Source organism: Lactiplantibacillus sp. C232 (assembly GCF_023806725.1).
In the GTDB taxonomy this organism is placed as follows: domain Bacteria; phylum Bacillota; class Bacilli; order Lactobacillales; family Lactobacillaceae; genus Lactiplantibacillus; species Lactiplantibacillus plantarum.
The window spans coordinates 1-23,115 of sequence record NZ_JAMSKZ010000004.1; the positions used below are offsets into that span (position 1 = coordinate 1).

A 23,115-nucleotide genomic window follows, 5' to 3' on the forward strand; every position below is an offset into this window, starting at 1 on the left:
CAATATTAAAAGCTTTATCAAGAACCGGCAACTCATCAAAAATATGACTACCGGCCGATTATCAAATGGTCCCGTCGAAGGTGTGAACCGTAAAATCAAGCAAATCAAAAGAACCGCGTATGGTTACAAGAACTGGCAAAACTTTATTTATCGAATTCAAATTGAGTTCAAAATCAAAATCGAAAAAAAGAACCCAATTCGTAAATGAATTGGATTCTAAATATAACTTCATCAACACCGGTTGACAGAGACCCTTAAAAACGCCCAGGGCAACTGTTCAGTAACTTGCGAACAACTGCCCTGGGCGTTTTTTGATCGTTATCTGGATATTTTAGTCAATCGTTGATCAATCTGCACTGCTAGCTGTGTCATTCCAGCGGCTGTCAGTCCCGTTGCTTCTGGATAAATCAGAACTCGCGCACTAGCTTGTAAGTCCAACACGGCTGCCACTGGTCGACTGACGACCAGCAATTGGTGGTCGGTCACCGGTAAGTCGTCCGCGGTTGCAACCCTGACCTTAAGCATCGATTGAGTTAGCGCCTGCATTAGTCGCTTGACTAGTCGTGCATCAAGTGCCGCGTCAATCACCATGCTTCCTGAAACTGAATTCTGTAAAATCCCCGTTGGCGTTGAGTTCAATACTAATACTTCGTCAATCATGTTACCGCCCCCCTATAATGCCAATAGTATATCGTGGGAGTCAGCGGGAAGCAATCAAACGCACTGTCCCCGCATCAAGCTGTTCATTTGCTGTCATCCGTTGCCTCGATAACCAATGCGACAAAAAAAGTTCCGCCTAAATCGAAAAGATTTAGACGAAACTTTTTCAATAAACCCAACGTCGACAGCGCGTAACTTATTCAGCTGCGCCAATCAAATCACCGCTAGTCACATGACCAGTTGGATTAAGGGTTAGTTTGTTAACGTGATCCATATTGGTGATAACGACCATCATGGTTGTCGCTTTACCGGCTGACTTGATAGCAGCCAAGTCAACCGTCGCTACCGCAGTACCGGCCGCAATTTCGTCACCCGTTGCCACGTGTAACTTGAACGGCGTACCATTCATTTCCACGGTATTGATCCCCATGTGTAATAAGACTTCTAAACCACTCGTCGTCTTCAAACCGATAGCGTGTTTGGTCGGAAAGACACTTGTCACTGTCCCACTAACCGGAGCAACGACTTCACCATCTTCGGGTTCAACAGCGTAACCATCACCTAAGAGTTTACCAGCAAACGTCTCATCCGCAACCGTACTAATCGGCATTAATTGTCCCGTTGCCGGTGCCCGCAAAATCGTTGTCACCGGCGCTTCCGTTACAGTAGCAGTTTGCGGTTCAACCGGGGCCTTTGATTCAGCATCAGATGCCGGGGTCGTCGCCACCTGACCAGAAAATAATTTTTGTAAAGCCTCCGCGACGAACTGGACTTCCGTGCCGATCACAATGTGAATGTTATGAACATCCAGTACGTTCAAACCAGGCACGCCAGCAGCCATTACGGCCGGCTGATCGACTTTTTCCGTATCCTTAAGTTGTAACCGCAGCCGCGTCGTACAATTGTTGATCACACTAATATTGTCATGACCACCAATAGCTGCATAAATTTGCTTTGCTTGGCGCATATACTTATCATCCGTTGCTGCAACGGCCACCGCTGGACTAGCAGGTGCACCCACCCCATCGACATCTGCAGACACAACTTCACGACCAGGCGTCTTCAAATTAAACCGTTTGATTGCAAAGTCAAAACCAAAGTAATAAATGACGGCCATCACCAGCCCTTGAACCAGTAACATATAGGGTTGGTTGGCTAACGGCATCCGAAAACTCAATAAATAATCGACTAACCCGCCACTAAACGAAAAGCTGGCGGTCCAGTGCATTAACGCGGCGAATCCTAATGATAGTCCCATAAAAACGGCATGTAATAAGTAGAGCGGCCATGCCACGAACATGAATGAAAATTCAAGCGGTTCGGTCACCCCCGTAAAGAACGACGCAAACGCACCAGCTAACATCAATGAACCCACTTCTTTTTTTCGTTCCGGTCGTGCATTACGATAAATTGCATACGCACCAGCTGGCAAGCCAAACATCATAATTGGGAAGAATCCAGCTTCATACATCCCTGTGATTCCTTTAACACCATGGCTGGCCCAGAAATTGCCAATATCATTGATCCCCGCAACGTTATACCAGAATACGGAATTTAAGGCGTGGTGCAAACCAGTCGGAATCAATAAACGATTGAAAAAGCCATATAGACCAGCCCCCACGAAACCTAATTTTGAAATTCCCGTTGCAAAGAGGACGATGGCATCGTAGACAAACGGCCAAACAAGGTACAATACCGCCGTCACAATCAGCATCACAAAAGCAGCCATAATTGGCACTAGGCGTTTACCACTAAAGAATGAGAGCGCCATTGGTAATTTTACTTCGTGGAACCGATTATAGAGCGCAGCCGCAATCAGTCCAGCACTGATTCCAATCAGCACATTGTTATCTAACGCGCTAAATGCTGGATTGATCTGACTCACTTTAACATTCAGCATCGTCGCTAATGTCGCTGGTTTTAACACCATCACCGGAACTTCAAACGCGATCAAACCAGCAATAGCTGCCGCGCCGTCCTTATTGACTGACATCCCGATAGCTAAGCCGACTGCAAACAGCAAGGCTAAGTTATTCAGGACAACGTTACCACCCTGAATCAAGTAATTTGCAAACAGCCACTGTTTTGGCAGGTAATTCCCAATCCCAACCAAAATCGCTGCTGCGGGCAACGTTGCAATCGGTAGCATCAATGACTGACCGATTTTCTGAAAATATGTCTTCATACCAATTTCTCCTCATTCTCTTTTTAAGCACGTTATAAATCCTATCACAACATGTTTTCATTGCAAGTTTACAAGGTCACCTAAGTGTATAGACCAATGTTAAAGAAACCGATTTCAACCTTACTAAATTAAGTTTTTCCGCCCACAAAAAAAGTTCTGAAAATACTCAGAACTTTTTCATTAATAATCTTATTTTTCAGCAACGGGGATTTCCGGGTGCCGGTATTGCCGCATCATTTCTGCTAAATGGACTTCGTGAGTCACAAACTCATGCACGCGACAAACGTAGTCATGTTCCCGCCCAATCTTAGCAATATAGCCATTAATATAATCAACTTCGGTTGGCCGTCCCTTTGAGAAGTCTTGATACATTGATGGATAATGGTACTTATAGGCTCGACTGACCGTTTCAACCGAGTCGATTTCTTCTTGCCGCGTCTCAATGAGTTTGATGCCTGCCCTTTCGCAAGCATCATAGGCTTCGTTGAACATTTGAGTCGCCATATCCTTGACGCCCGGATATTCGATGAATTGGCCCATCTGAATCTCGAACATCGTGCACAAACTATTGGTGACCGCGTTAAACACAACTTTGGACATGCACATGCCCATAAAATTATCAGACCAAATCGGATTTAAATCAGCCGCCTTAAAATCGGCCATCACTTGCTTGGTAGTCGTATCAATATGACCTGCATACTTACTCATATGCATCGCCTCACTACCCTTAGGCCCCATAAAATCAACCGTACCCGGACCATTCAAGACCGTTGCAATCATCGCCGTACCACCAATAATGTGATTTTCTGGGAAATATTGTGCAATCTTTTCAAAGTGCCCCATCCCGTTCATTGCGGCGAAAACGTACTGGTCCTCATGAAATAACGACGCATCGCGCTTGAGCTCATCGGCTAACTGCATTTGCTTCTTAAAAACAATCCAAACATCTGGATGACCCTGATATTCTTCAGGATAATAAATATTGATTGGAACGACATGGTGATTTTGATGATCACGCGCCACATCAACGCCGCCCTGCTCACGGACCTTTGCGACGTTTGGTTCCCACGTGTCGATAAAATCAACGTCAACACCGGCGTTTTCTTGTAACATTACACCATACCGATATCCCATTGCGCCTGCGCCAATAATGCCATATTTCATAAGTAAAACCATCCTTTCGTCTTGCCCACTATGTGTATATGTTCCCCGCTCGCTTCAGTGCTTTTCCAATAAACGGGCCCGTGCTTACGATCTACTATGTGCTGTCACGTGATGTCGAACAACTATGTGTTTACGATGATTAACCGCGATGCGCGACCTAAATAATGACTACTATGTGTTAACTAAAAAATAATGCTATGTGTCACTTGACGAAAAAGCGCCCTTTGAATAATCGATCAAATTATCCAAAGGGCGCTTACGCGCGGTACCACCTTATTGCTAACCGAACTCACATCCGGCTACTCATCGCGTTCACAACAACTAAACGCGTGCACAATAATGGGTGCTACCAGTGAATCTCGTAAAATTCACGCCAATCCTTTAACTTTTACTCACTTGTCATCACACCTTCACAGCAACGGCGCTTTCTGAGCATCACAAGTCAGTTACTCCTTAAAGCATTATAGCTTTTCATCAAGTTTTAATGTTATAACCATAATATCATTTTAGTAAAATGTCAACCTTCGATGCAAAACTTTTTTAAAACCCAGCTGTCTGTATACGACAGTATCATCAGCAAACCGCACACGGGCAACCCCAACGGCCTATTGTTTTTGCTCCTGATTGAGGGTCGTCAACAATGGCTTCCAATCTAATGACCAGATCATTCCGAGCGCATGGTCTCCAGTCAAGACGCCTAAAACTGGACCGATAACCCCAGTCTTGACCCGGACTGCTGGAAACTGATAACGTAGTTCGCTCGCCCAATCTTCGGCAATCTGCGCGTCATTAGCGCTGATGACGTCCAGCCGAACTGGTAATTGACTGTTCATCACAAACTGACTAAATTCATCTTGAACAGCCTGTTGTGCATTTTTAAGCGTCCGTTCCTTACCTAAAAGTTGAATCTTCCCATGCCCATTGAACGTAATAATCGGCTTATTGCGCAACACCATCGTTCCGGCCAGACTACTATTGTTATAAATCCGGCCATTTTTAACTAGATGGCGCATCGAGTTAACGATTAAGACCGTCGTCGTAGCCGCCCGCAAGCGCGTCAGTTGCGCAATAATTTCATCTAAGGTATAGTCCGCCAATGCCATGGCCGCAGCCAGCTTCACCATGTTCGCCGTCCCCGCGCAAGCAGTTCGTGAATCAAACACCCGCACGTCAATACCGTCAACTGACGGCGCATAGGTCTTCAAATTATTGATCCAGCCACTGATACCACTACTCAACCCAATAACTAGAATTTGGTCATAGCCCGCCGCTTGCAGCTGATCAAAAACGACTTGCATCTCTGGCATTGAAATTTGAGAAATCGTTGGAATTTCTTTTTCAACTTTTAGTAATCGGTAAAATTGATCCGTCGTGATATCTACGTTCTCGTGGTAAACATGATTACCGAACATAATCGGGTCGTTCACCACCGTAATTTGGTAGTCTTTCACCGCCTGCGCTTTTAAATTAGCAGAACTTTCGGTCACCACCGCAATTTTCATAATTTCACTCCTCATCGTGTCAGTCAACCAACTGCCACGTCTCGCTAACTCATTTCAATTAGCTCATCCACTTAGCCATGGATATCCCATGGGAACTTAGCATCAAAAAAAGACGCTCAGATACAGTATACTGTACCTGAGCATTCTTTTTCAAATTGCAACATTTATGGGAGATGTTATTGAATTTTCGGTCACTTGCTTCCAGTCCGTTGTACCGGCAATTGGTATCAAAGTCAGTGGCAAGTTCGCACGCAGCTTTTTGCGTTTCACCGCACTTAATCCAGTAATCTGATAACAATCATCGGCAATCGTTTTTACTGAGAAATCAGCTTCATTAGCGTAATATTTCACGGCTTCTGGTGCGACCGGACCAATGCCTAAGTATGTTTGTGGTAACTGGTCAAATCGAGTGACCGTTAACGAGACACTTCTTTTCTGGTTACGAATCATTCGATAACCATTGATAAGGTGCTTGGCCGCTACTAAGACGTCATTTAGAACACTATTAGCCGTCGCCGTACTTCCCGCACCCGGTCCGGTATACAAGCTGGTACCAATGGCTTCACTTTGAACAGCTACAGCGTTTTGGACCCCATTGATCTGACTCAGGGGTTGATCAACCGGCACGGCCACTGGCGCCACACGACAATACAAACCAGATCCGTGTCGCTGAATCTGCGCGAGCAATTTAATCTGCCAGCCATTTTCAGCTGCTAATCGACAAACCGAAGCGCTTAAATGCGTGATTCCCGTGGGTGCAATCTGCGGCAGGCTCAACTCTTGCCCAAAAGCAAAGCGACTGAGGATCATCAATTTGTATGCCGCATCAATGCCCGCAACATCATTAGTCGGATCAGCTTCGGCGTACCCGGCTGCTTGTGCAGTAGCTAAAGCTTGTTCGTACGATTGCCCGGTTGCCATTGCACTTAGCATATAATTAGCCGTCCCGTTGATGATTCCGCTGACCGCCTGCACATTGTCCGTCACGTAACTATCTGTTAATGTCCGCAAGATCGGAATTCCCCCCGCAACACTAGCCTCGTAAAATAAATCACAGCCCTGTTTTTTGGCTAACGCAGCCAATTCAGGTCCCGCCGTTGCAATTAAGTCTTTATTAGCGGTCACGACAGCCTTACCCTGATTAAGTGCTGCCACAATGGCCTTTTTAGCAGTTGCGACCGTCCCCATGACTTCAATGACTAGTTGGATTTTTCGGTCACAAACAACGTTCGTTAATGAATCGGTCAAGCGCGTCCCAATCGGTAACTGAACAGTCCGAGGCGCGTTCAAATGATTAACGGCAACTGCTGCTAGGTGCAACCGAATACCCTGCGTTTGTTCAATTTTGGCAGCCGAGCGGGTCAACCGTTCAACCACCCCACTACCCACAGTTCCTAACCCTAACATGCCCACTTCAATTGTCATTGTCGCACCCTCCGTTTCACATACTTTCAATCATCGACCATTCCGACCTATTAAACCTGTGCCAATGCTTGATCCAAATCAGCAATTAAATCATCGGCATTTTCGACACCTACTGAAATTCGAATCAAGTCAGGCGTTACACCAGCTGCTAACAATTCCTGTTCATTTAATTGCGCATGCGTGGTGGAAGCGGGATGGATAATTAATGATTTAGCATCAGCGACGTTTGCTAACAATGAAAAGAGTTGTAGATGTTCAATTAATGCCTTACCAGCAGCCTCGCCACCAGTCAAGCCCAGGGTGAAGATCGAACCAACCCCATTCGGGAAGTACTTAGTTGCTAAGTCATGGTACGGGCTATCTTCCAGTTCTGGATAATTGATCCAGGCAACTTTTGGATGTGCTTTTAAGAAGGCAACAATCTTGCGTGTATTGGTCACGTGTCGTTCTACTCGCAATGACAAGGATTCTAGACCTTGCAACAACAAGAAGGAATTAAAGGGACTGATAGTTGCACCGGTATCTCGCAGCGTTTCCGCCCGGACCTTAGTCGTAAAGGCTGCCCCGCCCAAATCGGCAAAAACGAGGCCGTTATATTGCGGATCTGGCGTTGTGAAATCTGGATACTTGCCACTCGCACGCCAGTCAAATTGGCCGCCTTCAACAATAACGCCACCCATGGTCGTCCCGTGACCACCGATAAACTTAGTTGCTGAATGTACGACCACGTCGGCCCCATGTTCAAGTGGCCGAACTAGGTATGGTGTCCCAAAGGTATTATCAACAATAAAAATAATGCCATGATCATGAGCGATTTTTCCAATGGCTTCAAAATCAACTAAGTTAATGCCAGGATTACCGATACTTTCAACGTACAAGGCCTTAGTATGATCGTTAATTGCCGTCTCAAAATTTGCCGGTTCGTCAGGATCAACAAAGTGCGTTGTGATGCCCAACTTCTTTAACGTCACGCTAAACAGGTCATAGGTCCCACCATACAAGGTGTTGGCCGCCACAATTTCATCCCCCTGTTGCGCAATGTTTAAAATTGCCGCGGTTATCGCAGCAGAACCCGTTGCGAGCGTTACCCCAGCCGTCCCGTGCTCCAAGGCGGCCACTCGTTTGTCGACCACGTCCGTCGTTGGGTTCGTCAGTCGTGTATAAATATTGCCGGCATCAGTCAGGGCAAAGCGACCCGCAGCTTGCTTGGCATCCTTAAAGACGTATGAAGTCGTTTGATAGATTGGCACGGCCCGTGCGCCCGTTTCATCAACCGTCTGGCCCGCATGGACTTGTAACGTTTCAAAGTGATAATTTTCAGGATTCGTTGTTGTCATAATTAATAACCTACTTTCGTTAAATTCAAAGTTGCTAACCAGTTTTGATACAGTTGATTGCTTGAAGTTTGCCAACTGTAATCAACTGTTGTTAATTGTTCAGTAGCAAAGTAATGTTCAGGTAACTGAATCGGCAAGTGCTTACGTCGGTCGCGCAAATATTCATCGGCAAGTGTGCGGCGTTCGTATTCAGGATGACCGGTCACATAGACCGCGTGCAGCTTGGGGGCAGATAAGACGAGCGGTCCCACCTTCGGATTGTCAGCGACAACCTGCAATCCAGCGGGTAAGTGTTCCGGCATCACTAGTGCTGTATGCCGTGACTGTGGCATTTTTAGTAAGCCTCCAGCATTCAGTCCGCTAATCAGCGGTGACTTAACATCAGTACTAGTCGCACTATAAATACCGAATATCTTGTGAGCAACGGCACGCTTTGCGATTCCAAACTGTGCGTATAGCCCTGCTTGTGCTGCCCAGCATTCAAATAAAGTCTGGCTAACGTGCTGTCGTGACCAATCAATGATTGTTAACAATTCGTTCCAGTAATCGACTGCTTCAAACGGTAACGTCTCAACTGGCGCGCCAGTGACGATCAAGCCATCAAAATACTGATCTTGAATATCAGCCAACGTCACGTAATGTGCCGCGACCACTGCTTGTGGCAGGCTCTTGAAATGGTGACTCGCGGGATACATAAACGTCACAGCCACATCTGTGTTACCGGCTGCAAAACGCTTTAGGAACTGCCGCTCCGTCGTTACCTTAGTCGGCATCAAGTTTAAAATTAAAATCTGTTGTGCCTGATGACTTTCTTGACACGTTGCGTTCGCCCATTCTCCACGGGCCGCTAATAATCCATTATTTGCTGTGACTGTCATCTAACCGCTCCCTCTCACCTGTATTGAAACAAAAAAAAGCTCCCATCCATTAGTCTCTAATATGTTAGAAACTAACGGACGAAAGCTTTCGCGTTACCACCGTTGTTCGCTGCCATCTCACGATCACAACCTCGACGAGTACCCTGAAAAATCTAGGAAACCCCGCAATATATCGGTTGCCACCGCATGCGTAGCCACTACGACCCGCATCATGACTCCAAGCTCATCTTCACCGCACTCCTGAATACTTCTCTCACCATTACGAAGCTCTCTGCAAATCAGTGATGCGATTACTCTTCTCTTCAACGTCTTAATCTTTTTTTAATTTAAAACTAATTTAACACCGCCTTTATTCATTGTCAACTCATTTTATTGTTTTTTCGTTATGTTTTACTTGAATGCTTATTCAAAACTTGCTGAATAACTAAAATCAAAAGCAGCCAGCTTAGGCCCGCTGGAAAACGTGCAAGTTAGCGTAAACATGCTTTGCTGGTTCGTCCTAAGCCAACTTACAGGCATTTCTGCCAATTGCCGGAACGTCTTCCAGTCGGGATAGTATTCGAATGGCGGACAAAGATGTACTCAACTTTTGATGAATTCGTCGTTGCTTTTTATAAACAGTTATTTTGTCAATCAACTGTCAGACTGAAAGTGATATTGAGATAGCTCACTAATCCTGAATCGGTGTAGTAAGATTTAATCTCTCAACAGAATGCTTTAATGAACCTAACGCTTTGTTTAAAGTGCCAGTATCAAAATAGGCACCGATAAGTTGCACTAAGCTCGGTGGTCGTTCATCAGCCATTCGAGCGGTTTCCCGAAACGTGTTCGGTACCACTAAATTCTGTGCTTGCTACGCCAACATACTAATGTCAAAACCGTATTAATCCGTTACTAGACAATGTTCGGCTTCAACCGTGGCCCCTCACAGGCTTGAGACCAGGCGGGTTTTGCTCGGGCTTAAATCGACGTCGGCTGCGTTCCAGCCATTGGCACCCCGCCCCGGAGGTCGGACTAGAACGAACAAATGCCGACGACCAAGCATCCGCATCTCACAAGATTTTCACCACAAATTTTAATATTTGGTGAAATTTATCCTTGACACTTTTTTCGACTTTGCCTATACTGAACTCATTCAATAACGAAAGCGAGGAACCAAGCATGTCAAAGTCAGTTACTAACTTGAACAGTTCATGGCAAAGCCGGCCGTTCAGATTGTAATGCCGTCCACACGGATACAATCTGGCAAACAGTTTGTATCTGTGCCGGCTCACTTTGATATTCAAAGAAGTCTGCATGGGTTTTAACACAGCAGGCTTCGGTTCCGTAAAGGGCAAACCAGAGCTTACTGGTTTGCCCTTTTTTATTGGCTTTGAACTTGCCCGAGCTTAAGAAATTTTTTGAGGTGATTAGATTGAAACGTATGATTGCATTCATTAGTGCCTTGATCGTCTTTCTGGGAGTGGCCTTTGTCATGACAGGCAAAACCACCGCCACGAAGACGACCAGTACAAAGAAAGTGCCGACGGTCGGCATTCTTCAACTCCAGACCCACCCCGCACTCGACGCGATTCATCGTGGCGTGGTCGCTGGTCTAAAGGAATATGGTTATGTCGATGGCAAGACGGTCAAAATCGACTATCAAAATGCCCAGGGCGATCAAAGTAACTTGAAAACCATGAGCCAAAAATTCATGAACGAAAACGCCGCGTTAACAGTCGGAATTGCCACCCCCGCCGCGCAGGCCCTCGCTTCTGCGGCTAACAAGCAAACCCCTGTTATGTTAGCAGGTATTACTGATCCATCGGGTAGCGGCCTAATTAAAAGCGACCAACATCCCGGTGCCAATATTACGGGGACTTCTGGTGAATCTCCATTGAAATCCCACTTAGACTTGTTGCGGAAGCTCGTTCCCAGCGCTAAAACAATCGGAATTATTTACACCACTTCAGATCATGGTGGTGAATATAACGCCAAAAAGTTTGCACGGATTTGTAAACAAGAAGGTGTGAAATACAAGTTATATACTATCTCTAACACCAACGATATGCAGCAAGTGGCTGAAACCATGGCCGCCAATGTCGACGCCGTTTATGCGCCGCAAGATAATGGCGTCGCAAGTGCCATGAAAACGCTAGTCTCCGTTACAAATAAGGCTAAGGTACCAGTCATTCCAGCCGTTGATACGATGGTTAAAGCGGGCGGGCTCGCAACCTTATCCGTTGACCAGTATCAACTTGGTAAACTAACTGGTGAAATGGCAGCCCAAGTTTTAAAGGGCAAAGCAACTAGCGACTACCCAATCAAAGTCATCACTAAGGGTAAGATGACCATCAATTTAAGTGAAGCTAAAAAGCTCGGCATCAAGTTCCCAGCAAGTGTCCTTAAAGAAGCCAAAGTGAAAGGGGTTATTTACAAATGAGTATGATCGTATCGAGTATCGGCCAAGGCCTCTTGTGGGCAACCTTAGGCGTCGCATTATTTTTGACATTTCGAATTCTTGATTTTCCTGATATGACCGTCGAAGGGACGTTTCCACTCGGTGCGGCCACTGCTGTCATGGCGATTAGCCATGGAATGGGCCCCGTTACCGCTTCCCTGTTAGCCTTCGTTGCGGGCGCGATTACCGGCCTGGTCACCGGCCTACTTTATACCAAGGGTAAAGTGCCCATTCTCTTAGCCGGGATTCTAGTGATGACCGCGTGCTTATCAATCAATTTGCGCATTATGGGCGGCAGTTCCAACGTTTCATTGCTAGGCAAACAAACTATTTTTTCTAATCACTTTTTGGAATCACTGCCTAAATATTTTGACAGCGTCTTTGTTGGCCTAGTAGTGATCAGTATCATTACCGTGCTTCTGATTGTCTTCTTGCAAACTAACCTCGGCCAAGCCTTCATTGTCACTGGTGACAATCGTGAAATGGCACGTTCAATTGGTATTAACACCGATAACATGACCATCATGGGATTGATGGTCTCTAACGGTATCATTGGCCTGGGCGGCGCATTAATTGCGCAAAATAACGGTTATGCCGATGTCAGCATGGGAATCGGAATCATCGTAATTGCGCTAGCCTCGATCATCATCGGTGAAGTTGTCTTTGGTGAATTAACGTTGAATCAACGACTCGTTGCGGTTACCCTCGGCAGTATTTTGTATCAGTTCGTGCGCCTGTTAGTCCTCCAACTGGGCTTCAACACCAACGACATGAACCTGTTATCCGCATTAATTCTGGCAATCTGCTTAATGTTACCGCAATTCAGTAAAGTTCTACATCTTAATCACGTTTTAAAGAAGGGAGTGGCCCGTTATGACGAACAGTAGTGCCCCATTATTATCATTAAAAAATATCGTGACCAAAGTTAATTCGGGAACCCCGAATGAGGTCAAAATTTTGCGGGGCCTGAACTTAGACGTCTATGATGGTGATTTTATTACCGTACTTGGTTCAAATGGTGCTGGTAAGTCGACCCTCTTCAACACGATCAGTGGCGAGTTACCGGTTGATAGTGGCACCATCCAGTTACGTGACCAGGACATCACCCGATTATCCGTTGAAAAGCGGACCGCTTTCCTGGCGCGCGTTTTCCAAGACCCCAAGATGGGCACCGCACCCCGGATGACCGTTGCCGAAAACTTACTGCTTGCCAGCCAACGTGGTAAGCGACGTACGTTAAAATTACGCCAATTGAAAAAGCACCTGCCCCACTTTCAAGCCTTAACGGAAACGATGGATGGCAACGGTCTTTCAGCTCGGCTCAACACGGCAACAGAAAATTTATCTGGGGGGCAGCGCCAGGCTCTGAGCTTTTTAATGGCTACCGAGCAGCGCCCTGATCTCTTGTTACTAGATGAACACACAGCCGCACTCGATCCTAAGACCAGCGCTCAACTAATGACACAAACGAATCAACGGGTCACGGAGGAAAAGTTAACGTGTCTGATGATCACCCACCATTTAGACGATGCGCTTCGCTATGGTAATCGCCTGATTGTCCTTGATCAGGGCCAGATTAAGTATGATGTTCGTGATGAGGAAAAAGCCCAATTGACCAAAGAAAAGTTGCTAAGTTTCTTCGATATTATTGAATAATCATTAAGTCCATCCCTATTAATACTGACACCCAGTCATCAATTTTTTGATGATTGGGTGTTTTTTTGCAGCTAATTGTAACCGTTTTAGTTGTGAACAATTTATTTTAGTGCTATATTCTAACTAGAATATTTCTAAACTAAATGGTGTCGACGGGCACAGCTATTTTTCACTGATAATTTAGAATAATTACAAACTGCCCTTGCCGACAAACTTAGTTCGTGTTATATTCTATTTAGAACAGTTCTAAACTAAAATTTGGAGGCTTTACAATTATGAAAGTTATTGTCGTTGGTTCTTCTCATGGTGGTTATGAAACGGTTCGCGGTATTTTAGCCGCTCAACCAGATACTGAAATTCAATGGTATGAAAAAGGTGATTTTCTGTCATTCCTCTCATGTGGGATGCAATTATACCTCGAAGGTGCCGTTAAAGACGTTAACTCCGTCAGCTATGCCACTCCTGCTGGCATGCAAGCCCAAGGCGTCCACGTTTTTGTAAATAGTGAAATTAGTAAGGTCGACCCTGCTAGTCACAGTGTGCACGTCATTGACCACGCCACTGGTGACGAACGTGATGAAACTTATGACAAACTAGTCCTAAGTGTCGGCGCGGTACCATTTGACCTACCAGTACCCGGCCATGACTTAGCCAACATCTACGCAATGCGTGGACGCGACTGGGCCATCAAATTAAAGGCCAAGACCGTTGACCCTAGCGTTAAGAATGTGGTTGTCATTGGCTCCGGTTATATTGGAATTGAGGCGGCTGAAGTCTTTGCCAAAGCTGGCATGCACGTCACGGTTATCGACCTATTACCACGTTTACTTAGTCTTTACCTTGATCAAGAATTCACGGATATCTTGACTAAGACGATGGCCGATCACGGCATCTATGCTGCAGTTGGCCAAGGTATTAAAGCGTATGAAGGTGTTGACGGCCACGTCACCAAAGTAGTGACCGATCAAGGCGAATATCCAGCTGACCTGGTCGTAACTGCCGCCGGGATTCGGCCAGCAACTGGCTTCTTGAAAGGCGTTGTCGACTTAGATGATCACGGTTTGATCAAGATCAACGACCACCTCCAAACGAGTGACACTGACATTTACGCCGTCGGGGACGCGACCTTAGTCCCATTTGCCCCAACTGGCAAGGATAACCGCATTGCGTTAGCCACTAACGCTCGTCGGCAAGGTCGGATTGCCGCTAAGAACTTACTTGGCGAAAACGTACCAATGCCTGCTGTTTCTGGTTCATCCGCACTTTCCGTCTTTGACTACCACTTTGCTTCCACTGGTGTTAAAGAAGGCACGGCTGACAAGCTGGGCGTTAAGACGGCATCCGTGTTAGTCACCGATACCATTCGGCCTAAATTTGTCTCTGAAGATGCTGGCAACACCAAAGTTTGGTTCAAACTAACCTTTGACCCAACTGATGGTCGCGTGCTTGGTGCGCAAATCATGTCGAAGTACGATGTTACTGCTAACATCAACGCCATCTCAGTGGCTATTCAAGCTAAACTGACTGTTGCTGACTTAGCTTACACGGACTTCTTCTTCCAACCAGGCTTTGACCGTCCTTGGAACATCATCAACGTCGCTGCCCAAAAAGCAGCCGCAACCTTAAACTAAATCAATTAGGCCTTAATTAAGCCATGAAACATCAAACGGATTCCTCAGCCACACATCGCTGAAGAATCCGTTTTTAATGCATCAAAATGCTAGCCATCAAGATTGACAGTATACCAAGTTTATTTTCAGATATCGTTTCATAAAATACCATGCTAGACGTTGTACTAGTTATTACTTAGCATGAATCGTGATTAAAACGTGCCAGTTAAATTACTGTTCGTCAGCCGGTGCGCGTCCTATGCCGACCTCCGGGGCTGGGTGCCAATTGCTGGAACGCAGCCGACGTCGATTTGAGCTAACGCATAACCCGCGTCATCTCAAATACGAGTCTTATTCTAAGCCGGAAGCAACCCACTTCCAGCTAAGAATAATTTGGCTACTGAGCATTGTCACCCAGCCCCTCCAGTCGGGAAGCCGCTCAAATGGCAAATGAACAGCCACTTAACTTGGTACAATTAGTCGCTGACTATATTTTTTACTGGAACTTTAAACATAACGTTAGGGTGGCGTTAACCACTTTGTCGAGACGTTTAATTATTACTATGGTGATTTGGGAATAGTAAACTATCACAATATCATTTTCTGTCTGACAGTTGATTGACAAAGTTATCGTTTATAAAAAGCAATGACAAGTCCATCAATGGTTGGGTACATCCATGTCCGCCATTCGAACACTGTCCCGACTGGAAGGCGTTTCGGCCAATGCTCAGTACTGCCAAGAGTGTGAGGTTCAGTCTCACCCGAGCACGTTTCACCAATATGGCATTAAAGCGTGGAAGACCAGTATTTAAGACGTGGTCTGCGGCTTAAATCTGTGTCCACCGCGTTCCAGCAATTGGCAGAAATGCCTGGAAGTCGGCGTAGGACGCGTCAACTAAGTAATTTTACGCTAACTCGAACTTTTTCCAGCAGGCCTAAGCTGGCTGCTTTTGAACTGACATAACTGGCATGTTTTAATCACGATTCATGACAAATTACCTCGCATAATGCGTATCATGTTAATAAAAGACGGGGATTCAGAAAGATTAAACTCGCTGAATTCCCGCCTTGATAACTATTATTTCAATAAATATATGATGTTTGAGCGACTTTCATCAAGTCAGCCACGCGCTAATAAATATTAATCAATCCCTGAGTTCCTTGATCACCCAAGCCTTTGACATCGACCATTACTTCATAAAGTCGTTTAGCCTGCGCCGTCGCAACCAGATTAAGTCCCATCGCATCCGCCTCACTCAAAGCAATCCGCAAATCTTTAAGAAAATGGCGGGCAAAAAAGCCGGGCGTGTAATCGTCCTTCAGAATCCGGGGCACGTAATTATCCATGCTCCAGTTGTCAGCACCACCGCTAGATAACGTTGCCAAGACTTTTTCCGGATCAAGACCGGCTGCCTTGGTATACAATAACATTTCAGTTAACCCAGTCATCGTCCCTGCAATCATGATCTGATTGGCCATCTTGGCATGTTGACCAGTACCAGCATCCCCAAAATGATTGACCTTGTGACCAAGCACATTAAATAATGGTAACATCGCCTCGTACGTATCGGCATCGCCACCGACCATCACCGTCAAAGTGGCATTTTTGGCGCCAATATCACCGCCGGACACGGGCGCATCCAAAGCGTGCATGTCATGTTCACGCGCGTACGTCGCAATTTTAACGGCTAACTTGGGTTGGCTCGTCGTCATGTCAATTACCGTTTTTCCAGCGGCCAATCCACTGAAAATCCCGTGATCACCAAAATAAACTTGTTCGACGTCCCGTGGGAACCCAACCATGGTGAAAATCACGTCACTCGTTTCTGCCACGGCAGCCGGTGTATCAGCCCAAGTGGCCCCCGCCGCAACTAGCGCATCCGCCTTACTTTTTGTTCGATTATAAACCGTTACGTCATAGCCGGCCGTCATCAGGTTACGGACAATCGCTGCCCCCATGACGCCGGTACCAATCCAACCTAATTTCATCATTTACGCACCTTTCCTTCCACGCACTGTTCATTGCGGCGCCGACGCCAAAAATGAATCAGCAACGTAATAATAAATGCTACTAATACGATACCACCAAAAGCCGTTGCGGGAATATCCCAACCAATGGCAGGAATTGAGATAAATAATTTGATGGCAATCAAGACAATCAAGCAATACGCCATGGTTTCCAACTCGGGAATCTTGCGCATTAAGCGCATAATGACCTCGGCAATGCCCCGCATGCAGGCAATCCCAATCATCCCACCAATCAAAACAATCACCGGATTATCCGAAATTGCCAATGACGCCAATACAGAATCAATTGAGAAAATGATATCCATCATTTCAATCTGAATGACGACCGACCAGAAGTTGCTTAGTCCGAAGAAGCGTCGTTGTTGCTTGGGTTTCTGTGCCACCTTGGCCCCATTTTTCGGCTGACTAAAGTATCGATACACCAAGTACCCAAGGTAAGCCGCACCTAACACTTTGATCTCCCAAAAACTGATCAAATACGTGCCAATCCCAATAATTAAAAACCGAAAGATATAGGCCCCCCACAAGCCATAGAATAACGATTTTTCCCGCTCTTGTAAATTATCTAAACTCTGGGTCTGAGCAGCTAAGACAACGGCATTATCAACTGATAGTAAACACTCAATAATTGCTAACGATAAAATGATTAACCAGTCATTAGCAGATGTGATGACGTTACCCCAGTTAGTCGCACTGAAGAAGGGTCCATACAACTGTTCGATTAAATGTAACAAACGGCATCCTCTTTCTCTTAATATTAGTTTGTTAATCTAAGTATACCTGTAAAAATAATTGGTGCCGCTTACGTGGACTAATTTTCAAAAATAAACCTTATTTTCGTCGTATTTACGACTCATCATGCCAATGAGTAAAATAAGTGCCCAAAAAGCTAGCCAATTGCGACCTTTCTTATTCTAATTGTCGAATAACTTTGGCTGGTACCCCGGCCACCAACGTATTATCAGGCATGTCATGAGTAACGACTGCTCCAGCCGCAATCACAACATTATTACCAATCGTCACGCCAGGCGTAATCACCGCTCTCCCCCCAATCCAAACATCATGACCAATCGTGACTGGATGGCCCTGGGCCAAGTTAGCGCGTCGACCACTAGCCGTCAACGGGTGATTGACCGTATAAATATCAACATTGGGGCCAATCATCACGTTATCCCCTATATGAACCGGCGCGATATCCAAAATAGTTAAGTTATAATTACTAAGAAAATTATCACCAACATGAATATTACGACCATTATCACAATTAAAGTCTGCTTGAACGGAAAGATTGCGACCGTAACTACCAAGAATCTCTTGAATCTTGGCAGTTTGCGCATCTGGATTTGTTGCATCGATCTGATTGAACTCTTGGCATAACTTGGCAGCCCGCGATTTTTGAGCGGCCACCTCAGCATCTTTAAATTGATACCATTCCCCGGCTGCTAATTTATCTAATTCTGACATTGTTGTCCCTCCTATATTTTATCACCCTAATTTTACTGCTTAGAGTGGCGTCGAAGTCAACACTTGAGTTAATGGTTTAGCAGGTGTTATTGACAACTATCCTTTCGGACCAGCTGCCTCGAATTTGTTCAGCAGTTAGGGCAACAAAAAAAGAAACCGATTGCTCAGGTTTCTTTGCGCCAATTCTAGGCCTTAAAATCACGAATTAATTGTTGGAGTTGCTGATTATCGCTAGCCGTTCCGACCGTTAGTCGTAACCACCCTGGCCGTAAGCCAGTGCGAATCAGATACCCATGGTGCACTAAATAGTCAGCCAGTTGCGTGGCACTCGGATACTTAAAGAAAATGAAGTTCGCGCCAGATTGATCGTAAGTGACACCCTGATCATCAAAGAATGCCATCCACTTAGCACGTTCCGTCGCATTTTTTTGGACCGTTTGTTTCACAAAATTAGGATCATCGATTGCCGCCAGGGCTGCCACTTGAGCCAAGGAATTCACATTGTATGGAAGCCGAATAGTTTGCATCGTTGTGGCATATTTGGTATTAAAAACGGCGTACCCGATTCGAAAGTTAGCTAACCCATATGCTTTGGAGAATGTCCGCATGACCACTACATTCGGGTACTTGGCTGGTAACTGCATGGCCGTTACTTGAGCCGCGCCCGGTGTAAAATCAATGTAGGCTTCATCAATCAGGACCATCGTCTCCGGGGGTACTTGCTGGACGAACGCTTCAATTGCCGCTAATGATTCCACGGTGCCCGTCGGATTGTTCGGATTACACAGCCAAACCATCTTCACGCGGGGCGTAATGGCCTTCATTAAGCCTTCGAAGTTCACATGGTCATTAGGCAACGTTGGCACACTGATTAATTGCCCCCCCTCGATCTCAGCATGTAGTCCATATTCTGAAAACGTCGGTGCGGACACTAGCACCTGGTCGTTGGTGGCTAAGAATGTCCGTGATAACATCACGATCATCTCATCAAGACCTACACTAAAAACGATGCTATTCGGGTCGATTCCCTGTTGCTGGGCCACTGCTTGTCGTAACTCCTGTGCGTCGGCATCGGGATAACGATTACTCTGGGTGAAGTCCCAATTCTTCACAGCGGTCGCCACTTTTGGCGAGGTGCCATACGGGTTCTCGTTAGCTGATAACCGGACTAATTCTGTCAATCCTAACTCAGCTTGGAGGGTCGCCAACGGCTTTTCGGGCACATAGGGTTCTAACTGTTCAATACTAGCTTTCATTCGGCTACCTCCTATAGGTTCTTAATTTCGGGCCGATCCTTATAGTCACTCATCTTACCTTCACGTTTAGCCAATTCTTGCTTAATCTGGTCAAAACTAACACCACGTTCGACCAATAACACTAAAACGTGATACAACAAGTCGGCTGTCTCATAGGTTAATTCGTCGTCACCGGGATTTTTGGCCGCCACAATAACTTCGGTTGATTCCTCACCAACCTTTTTTAAAATCTTATCCAGTCCCTTAGTAAATAAATAATCTGTGTAGGATCCCTTCTTAGGCGTTGCCTTCCGTTGTTTGATCAGTTCGTATAATTCTTCCATATTTTGCATATTCGACACCACTTTCTTCTATAATATATTCATCAATTTAATACGGGTTAAAAACAATCCTGCTTATCGACCGTTGGGACCGCATTTTCCAACCAATCAGCCATCTAACTCCCAACTCATGCGGCTATCGTCATCAATCCTTAGGCGCCCGGTTCTAGTTCAACCGGGTTAAAGAAACAACTCGTATGTCCCGTATGACAAGCAGGACCATGCGGATGAACTGCGACCAATAGCGTATCTTGATCGCAATCCAGCGTCATACTAACGACATCTTGTAAATTGCCGCTCGTAGCGCCTTTGTGCCAAAGTTCTTGCCGAGACCGTGACCAAAACCACGTCTGGCCCGACGCCAATGTCCGTTGATAGCTTTCCGCGTTCATCCACGCGACCATTAAGACATCCTTCGTATCCGCGTCGGTGACGACCGTTGTCAGTAAGCCGTCACCCTTTTCAAAGTCTGGTTTCATCTTACGACCACTCCTTGTTTTCTTAATGTCGCTTTGACATCTGCAATCGTTAACTCGCCAAAGTGAAAGACGGAAGCCGCCAATGCACCACCAACCGGGGTTGTGCTAAAAACATCCACAAAGTCTTGTAAGTTACCCGCACCGCCGCTGGCAATGATTGGCACATTGACCGTTGCTCCCAGGGCCTGATATAACTTGGTATCAAACCCCGCCTTAGTGCCATCGCGATCCATGCTAGTGACCAATAACTCGCCAGCCCCTAAGGCGACCGCTTGCTTGGCCCACGCCACTGCATCGAGGTCGGTCGCTTGCTGACCCCCATGTGTATAGACACGATATTGACCAGCTGCCGCATCCCACGCCGCGTCAATCGCAACAACAATGCACTGGTTACCAAATTTTTCAGCACCGGCACGAATCAGTTCAGGGTTGGCAACTGCAGCCGAATTAATAGCCGTCTTATCAGCACCCGCACGTAAGATTCGTTGCATATCAGCAACGCTTGTAATTCCGCCACCAATCGTCAGTGGCATGAAGACCTGAGCTGAGACTTGTTCGACCATGGCGGCCATCGTCTCGCGGTGCTCATTGGTGGCTGCAATATCTAAAAAGACAAGTTCATCCGCGCCCTGTTGCTGATAGGCAGCTGCAATCGCCACCGGATCTCCGACATCCGTCAAGTTGACGAAATTAACGCCCTTCTTGACCCGACCATCCGCCACATCCAAGCACGGAATAATCCGCTTTGCTAACATTCAGTCACCCCCGCTAATTCGGCCAGTGTCACACCGCCTTCAGCTAACGCCTTGCCAATAATAACATCCTTGAACCCACTGGCTTGTAACACTTGAACATCGGTCAAATTCCGAACGCCACCGCTGGCAATCAGGTTGGCCGTGGGCACCTGTGCTTGTAGTTCTTGGTATAACGCAAGGTTAGGGCCTTGCATCGTGCCATCACGGGCGACATCGGTCACGATAAAGTGCTTGGCACCACTCGTAGTCATTGTCTTCATTAATGTACTCATCTTGGTCTGTGACTGCTCCAACCAGCCTTTAATTGCCACATAACCATTGGTTCCGTCTAACCCAATCACAATTCGCTCACCACCAAACTCACTTAACAGTCGTTTGACCAGTCGTGGATCAGTCAACGCAACTGACCCCAAGATTAAGCGATCGATTCCTAATTCGAGATAACGAGTCGCCAGCTCGTAGGTTCGAATACCTCCACCGAGCTCGATCGTCCCGGTAAATGCTTGCCGGATCGCCGTGATTGTCGCGAAGTTTTCTGGGCGCCCTGACTTGGCACCATCCAAATCGACCATGTGTAATTGCTGCAAGCCCGCTGCGTTAATTTGTTGGGCTTGAACAACAGGATCAGGATTAATCAATGTCGCCTGTTTAAAATCACCTTGGTAGAGCCGGACACTCTGACCGGCTCGTAAATCAATTGCTGGAAAAATCATTTGCACTCACCATTTCCTTAAAAGCTGCTAGTTGTTGTAATCCGACTCGACCACTCTTCTCCGGGTGAAACTGCATCCCAATCACATTTTGATGCTGAACAATACTTGGAACCTGGACGCCGTGTTGAACTGTCGCCACGATTTCAGTTGCCGGACATACCGCATAGTACGAATGAACGAAGTAAGTATAGGCCGCGTCAATACTGGCAAAGGGACTATCAGGACGCCGAAGCTCGTTCTGATTCCACCCCATCTGTGGGACTTTGACATTCAAGTCCGTTGGCAAAGCGCTAACCCGGCCGCTTAACAAGCCTAGCCCAGCATGCTCGCCGTACTCGGAACTACTTTCAAACAAGAGCTGCATGCCTAAGCAAATACCGAGAACGGGTTTGCCACTCCGCGCCAATGCTTGTAACACGCCGACTAACTGGCGTTCTTTTAAAGCGGCCATTGCAGCTGCGAAAGCTCCCACACCGGGTAAAATAACTGCGTCAGCGGCCGCTAATTGTTGCGGGTCAGCCGTTAAGATGGTTGACACTTGCAGGTAGTCAAAAGCTTTCTTCAAATTACGGGTATTACCCGTATCATAATCGACGATTGCAAACATTTAAATCACGCCTTTCGTAGAGTTGACCCCCTGAATATCTGGATTAATCGTGACAGCCGCGCGCATTGCCCGCCCAAACGCTTTGAACAAACTTTCAACTTTGTGGTGAGTGTTACGGCCGTACAGGATGCGTGCGTGCAAATTCATTTCAGCAGCAAAGGCCACGGCTTGGAAGAAATCTTCGACTGTCTCCGTATCTAAGCCACCGAGCCGCGGATTCGTGAGCTCGGCATCAAAAACTAAGTATGACCGTCCACTTAGGTCGACACTGACCTGACCTAAAGTCTCATCCATTGGCACAAATTCCGTCCCGTACCGTTCAATTCCCTGCTTATCACCCAACGCCTGCTTAAAGCATTCGCCAAGCACGATTCCCGTATCTTCAGTAGTGTGGTGCGGGTCAACGTCGAGGTCGCCGTGACACTTCACGACCAACCCGAAGCGCCCGTGCTTCGCAAATAAGTTCAACATGTGGTTCAAAAAGCCTATCCCGGTATCGATTTCGATACCGCTCTGTTCGTCTAAATTCAAACTGATTTCAATCTGGGTTTCTTTCGTTTCACGTTTAATCGTTGCTTGTCGCATGTTCATTTCCTCCTCATCTGCTAAAACGACTACCGGCTGTAATCACAATCA

The 23,115-nt window shown here is 46.4% G+C and carries 23 protein-coding genes; 5 read left to right on the forward strand and 18 right to left on the reverse strand.

The genetic code is table 11. The annotated features are described in order from the left end of the window. Positions 1–208 (forward strand): transposase (locus tag MZO41_RS05205; protein WP_143443987.1); only part of this gene is annotated, 208 nt, incomplete at its 5' end. A gap of 110 nt (positions 209–318) precedes the next feature. Here the strand turns inward: MZO41_RS05205 and MZO41_RS05210 are convergent. The 8 genes from MZO41_RS05210 to MZO41_RS16790 form a co-directional block, all read right to left on the reverse strand. Continuing rightward, complete coding sequence (locus MZO41_RS05210; protein WP_003642737.1) at positions 319–660, reverse strand: hypothetical protein; 342 nt, start codon at positions 658–660, stop codon at positions 319–321. Positions 661–856: 196 nt separating this feature from the next. Next, a complete protein-coding gene (gene nagE / locus MZO41_RS05215; RefSeq protein ID WP_011101814.1) occupies positions 857–2,845 on the reverse strand; it encodes an N-acetylglucosamine-specific PTS transporter subunit IIBC in 1,989 nt (662 codons plus the stop codon). Positions 2,846–3,034: 189 nt separating this feature from the next. Then, the gene (locus tag MZO41_RS05220; RefSeq protein WP_013355767.1) at positions 3,035–4,009 is read right to left on the reverse strand and encodes a ketopantoate reductase family protein; all 975 of its coding nucleotides are present in this window, start codon (positions 4,007–4,009) and stop codon (positions 3,035–3,037) included. Between the two features lie 605 nt (positions 4,010–4,614). Then, a complete protein-coding gene (locus MZO41_RS05225; RefSeq protein WP_003644677.1) occupies positions 4,615–5,511 on the reverse strand; it encodes a DegV family protein in 897 nt (298 codons plus the stop codon). A gap of 150 nt (positions 5,512–5,661) precedes the next feature. Next, a complete protein-coding gene (locus tag MZO41_RS05230; RefSeq protein WP_058906798.1) occupies positions 5,662–6,936 on the reverse strand; it encodes a homoserine dehydrogenase in 1,275 nt (424 codons plus the stop codon). A gap of 50 nt (positions 6,937–6,986) precedes the next feature. Continuing rightward, the gene (locus MZO41_RS05235; RefSeq protein ID WP_003642732.1) at positions 6,987–8,273 is read right to left on the reverse strand and encodes an O-acetylhomoserine aminocarboxypropyltransferase/cysteine synthase family protein; all 1,287 of its coding nucleotides are present in this window, start codon (positions 8,271–8,273) and stop codon (positions 6,987–6,989) included. A gap of 2 nt (positions 8,274–8,275) precedes the next feature. Continuing rightward, positions 8,276–9,151, reverse strand: a complete 876-nt coding sequence (locus MZO41_RS05240) for a homoserine O-acetyltransferase/O-succinyltransferase family protein (RefSeq protein WP_013355769.1) — start codon at positions 9,149–9,151, stop codon at positions 8,276–8,278. A 670-nt stretch (positions 9,152–9,821) separates the two neighbouring features. After that, positions 9,822–9,956, reverse strand: coding sequence for a hypothetical protein (locus MZO41_RS16790; RefSeq protein ID WP_013355770.1), 135 nt, complete (start codon positions 9,954–9,956; stop codon positions 9,822–9,824). Positions 9,957–10,574: 618 nt separating this feature from the next. On the opposite strand from MZO41_RS16790, the gene trpX reads away from it, so the two are divergent. The 4 genes from trpX to MZO41_RS05260 all read left to right on the forward strand — a co-directional run bounded on the left by trpX (position 10,575) and on the right by MZO41_RS05260 (position 14,878). Further along, positions 10,575–11,573 (forward strand): tryptophan ABC transporter substrate-binding protein, encoded by a 999-nt coding sequence (gene trpX / locus MZO41_RS05245; RefSeq protein ID WP_128650838.1) that lies wholly within the window; start codon positions 10,575–10,577, stop codon positions 11,571–11,573. Next, positions 11,570–12,478, forward strand: a complete 909-nt coding sequence (locus MZO41_RS05250) for an ABC transporter permease (protein ID WP_003642727.1) — start codon at positions 11,570–11,572, stop codon at positions 12,476–12,478. Before trpX ends, MZO41_RS05250 begins: the two co-directional genes overlap by 4 nt. After that, positions 12,465–13,247 carry an ABC transporter ATP-binding protein gene (locus MZO41_RS05255; protein WP_003642726.1) on the forward strand — a complete coding sequence of 261 codons (783 nt, stop codon included), beginning with the start codon at positions 12,465–12,467 and terminating at the stop codon, positions 13,245–13,247. The genes MZO41_RS05250 and MZO41_RS05255 overlap by 14 nt, the downstream gene beginning before the upstream one ends. Before the next feature lie 275 nt (positions 13,248–13,522). Further along, the gene (locus tag MZO41_RS05260; protein ID WP_011101823.1) at positions 13,523–14,878 is read left to right on the forward strand and encodes an FAD-dependent oxidoreductase; all 1,356 of its coding nucleotides are present in this window, start codon (positions 13,523–13,525) and stop codon (positions 14,876–14,878) included. A 1,110-nt stretch (positions 14,879–15,988) separates the two neighbouring features. Here MZO41_RS05260 and MZO41_RS05265 read toward each other — a convergent pair. The 10 genes from MZO41_RS05265 to hisB form a co-directional block, all read right to left on the reverse strand. Next, positions 15,989–16,849 carry an NAD(P)-dependent oxidoreductase gene (locus MZO41_RS05265; RefSeq protein WP_003642723.1) on the reverse strand — a complete coding sequence of 287 codons (861 nt, stop codon included), beginning with the start codon at positions 16,847–16,849 and terminating at the stop codon, positions 15,989–15,991. Next, entirely contained in the window at positions 16,846–17,619 is a 774-nt protein-coding gene (locus MZO41_RS05270; protein ID WP_003642722.1) for a TerC family protein, read from the reverse strand. Before MZO41_RS05270 ends, MZO41_RS05265 begins: the two co-directional genes overlap by 4 nt. A 175-nt stretch (positions 17,620–17,794) precedes the next feature. Then, entirely contained in the window at positions 17,795–18,349 is a 555-nt protein-coding gene (locus MZO41_RS05275) for a sugar O-acetyltransferase (RefSeq protein ID WP_013355772.1), read from the reverse strand. 185 nt (positions 18,350–18,534) lie between these two features. Next, positions 18,535–19,605, reverse strand: a complete 1,071-nt coding sequence (hisC, locus tag MZO41_RS05280; protein ID WP_013355773.1) for a histidinol-phosphate transaminase — start codon at positions 19,603–19,605, stop codon at positions 18,535–18,537. 11 nt (positions 19,606–19,616) lie between these two features. Further along, positions 19,617–19,937, reverse strand: a complete 321-nt coding sequence (gene hisE / locus MZO41_RS05285; RefSeq protein ID WP_003642719.1) for a phosphoribosyl-ATP diphosphatase — start codon at positions 19,935–19,937, stop codon at positions 19,617–19,619. A 140-nt stretch (positions 19,938–20,077) separates the two neighbouring features. After that, on the reverse strand, positions 20,078–20,404 hold the full coding sequence (gene hisI / locus MZO41_RS05290; RefSeq protein WP_003644681.1) for a phosphoribosyl-AMP cyclohydrolase: 327 nt from the start codon (positions 20,402–20,404) through the stop codon (positions 20,078–20,080). Continuing rightward, positions 20,401–21,159, reverse strand: a complete 759-nt coding sequence (gene hisF, locus MZO41_RS05295) for an imidazole glycerol phosphate synthase subunit HisF (RefSeq protein WP_013355774.1) — start codon at positions 21,157–21,159, stop codon at positions 20,401–20,403. The genes hisI and hisF overlap by 4 nt, the downstream gene beginning before the upstream one ends. Further along, positions 21,153–21,872, reverse strand: coding sequence for a 1-(5-phosphoribosyl)-5-[(5-phosphoribosylamino)methylideneamino]imidazole-4-carboxamide isomerase (gene hisA, locus MZO41_RS05300; RefSeq protein ID WP_003642716.1), 720 nt, complete (start codon positions 21,870–21,872; stop codon positions 21,153–21,155). The genes hisF and hisA overlap by 7 nt, the downstream gene beginning before the upstream one ends. Further along, a complete protein-coding gene (hisH, locus tag MZO41_RS05305; protein ID WP_003642715.1) occupies positions 21,853–22,479 on the reverse strand; it encodes an imidazole glycerol phosphate synthase subunit HisH in 627 nt (208 codons plus the stop codon). Before hisH ends, hisA begins: the two co-directional genes overlap by 20 nt. Continuing rightward, complete coding sequence (hisB, locus tag MZO41_RS05310; RefSeq protein WP_003644682.1) at positions 22,480–23,064, reverse strand: imidazoleglycerol-phosphate dehydratase HisB; 585 nt, start codon at positions 23,062–23,064, stop codon at positions 22,480–22,482. Positions 23,065–23,115: the final 51 nt, after the last annotated feature.

Coding starts and splice junctions, on each gene's coding strand:
- MZO41_RS05210 (WP_003642737.1), bottom strand. CDS start 660: ATGATTGACGAAGTATTAGTATTGAACTCAACGCCAACGGGGATTTTA.
- nagE (WP_011101814.1), bottom strand. CDS start 2,845: ATGAAGACATATTTTCAGAAAATCGGTCAGTCATTGATGCTACCGATT.
- MZO41_RS05220 (WP_013355767.1), bottom strand. CDS start 4,009: ATGAAATATGGCATTATTGGCGCAGGCGCAATGGGATATCGGTATGGT.
- MZO41_RS05225 (WP_003644677.1), bottom strand. CDS start 5,511: ATGAAAATTGCGGTGGTGACCGAAAGTTCTGCTAATTTAAAAGCGCAG.
- MZO41_RS05230 (WP_058906798.1), bottom strand. CDS start 6,936: ATGACAATTGAAGTGGGCATGTTAGGGTTAGGAACTGTGGGTAGTGGG.
- MZO41_RS05235 (WP_003642732.1), bottom strand. CDS start 8,273: ATGACAACAACGAATCCTGAAAATTATCACTTTGAAACGTTACAAGTC.
- MZO41_RS05240 (WP_013355769.1), bottom strand. CDS start 9,151: ATGACAGTCACAGCAAATAATGGATTATTAGCGGCCCGTGGAGAATGG.
- MZO41_RS16790 (WP_013355770.1), bottom strand. CDS start 9,956: ATGGCTGATGAACGACCACCGAGCTTAGTGCAACTTATCGGTGCCTAT.
- trpX (WP_128650838.1), top strand. CDS start 10,575: ATGATTGCATTCATTAGTGCCTTGATCGTCTTTCTGGGAGTGGCCTTT.
- MZO41_RS05250 (WP_003642727.1), top strand. CDS start 11,570: ATGAGTATGATCGTATCGAGTATCGGCCAAGGCCTCTTGTGGGCAACC.
- MZO41_RS05255 (WP_003642726.1), top strand. CDS start 12,465: ATGACGAACAGTAGTGCCCCATTATTATCATTAAAAAATATCGTGACC.
- MZO41_RS05260 (WP_011101823.1), top strand. CDS start 13,523: ATGAAAGTTATTGTCGTTGGTTCTTCTCATGGTGGTTATGAAACGGTT.
- MZO41_RS05265 (WP_003642723.1), bottom strand. CDS start 16,849: ATGATGAAATTAGGTTGGATTGGTACCGGCGTCATGGGGGCAGCGATT.
- MZO41_RS05275 (WP_013355772.1), bottom strand. CDS start 18,349: ATGTCAGAATTAGATAAATTAGCAGCCGGGGAATGGTATCAATTTAAA.
- hisC (WP_013355773.1), bottom strand. CDS start 19,605: ATGAAAGCTAGTATTGAACAGTTAGAACCCTATGTGCCCGAAAAGCCG.
- hisE (WP_003642719.1), bottom strand. CDS start 19,937: ATGCAAAATATGGAAGAATTATACGAACTGATCAAACAACGGAAGGCA.
- hisI (WP_003644681.1), bottom strand. CDS start 20,404: ATGAAACCAGACTTTGAAAAGGGTGACGGCTTACTGACAACGGTCGTC.
- hisF (WP_013355774.1), bottom strand. CDS start 21,159: ATGTTAGCAAAGCGGATTATTCCGTGCTTGGATGTGGCGGATGGTCGG.
- hisA (WP_003642716.1), bottom strand. CDS start 21,872: ATGATTTTTCCAGCAATTGATTTACGAGCCGGTCAGAGTGTCCGGCTC.
- hisH (WP_003642715.1), bottom strand. CDS start 22,479: ATGTTTGCAATCGTCGATTATGATACGGGTAATACCCGTAATTTGAAG.
- hisB (WP_003644682.1), bottom strand. CDS start 23,064: ATGCGACAAGCAACGATTAAACGTGAAACGAAAGAAACCCAGATTGAA.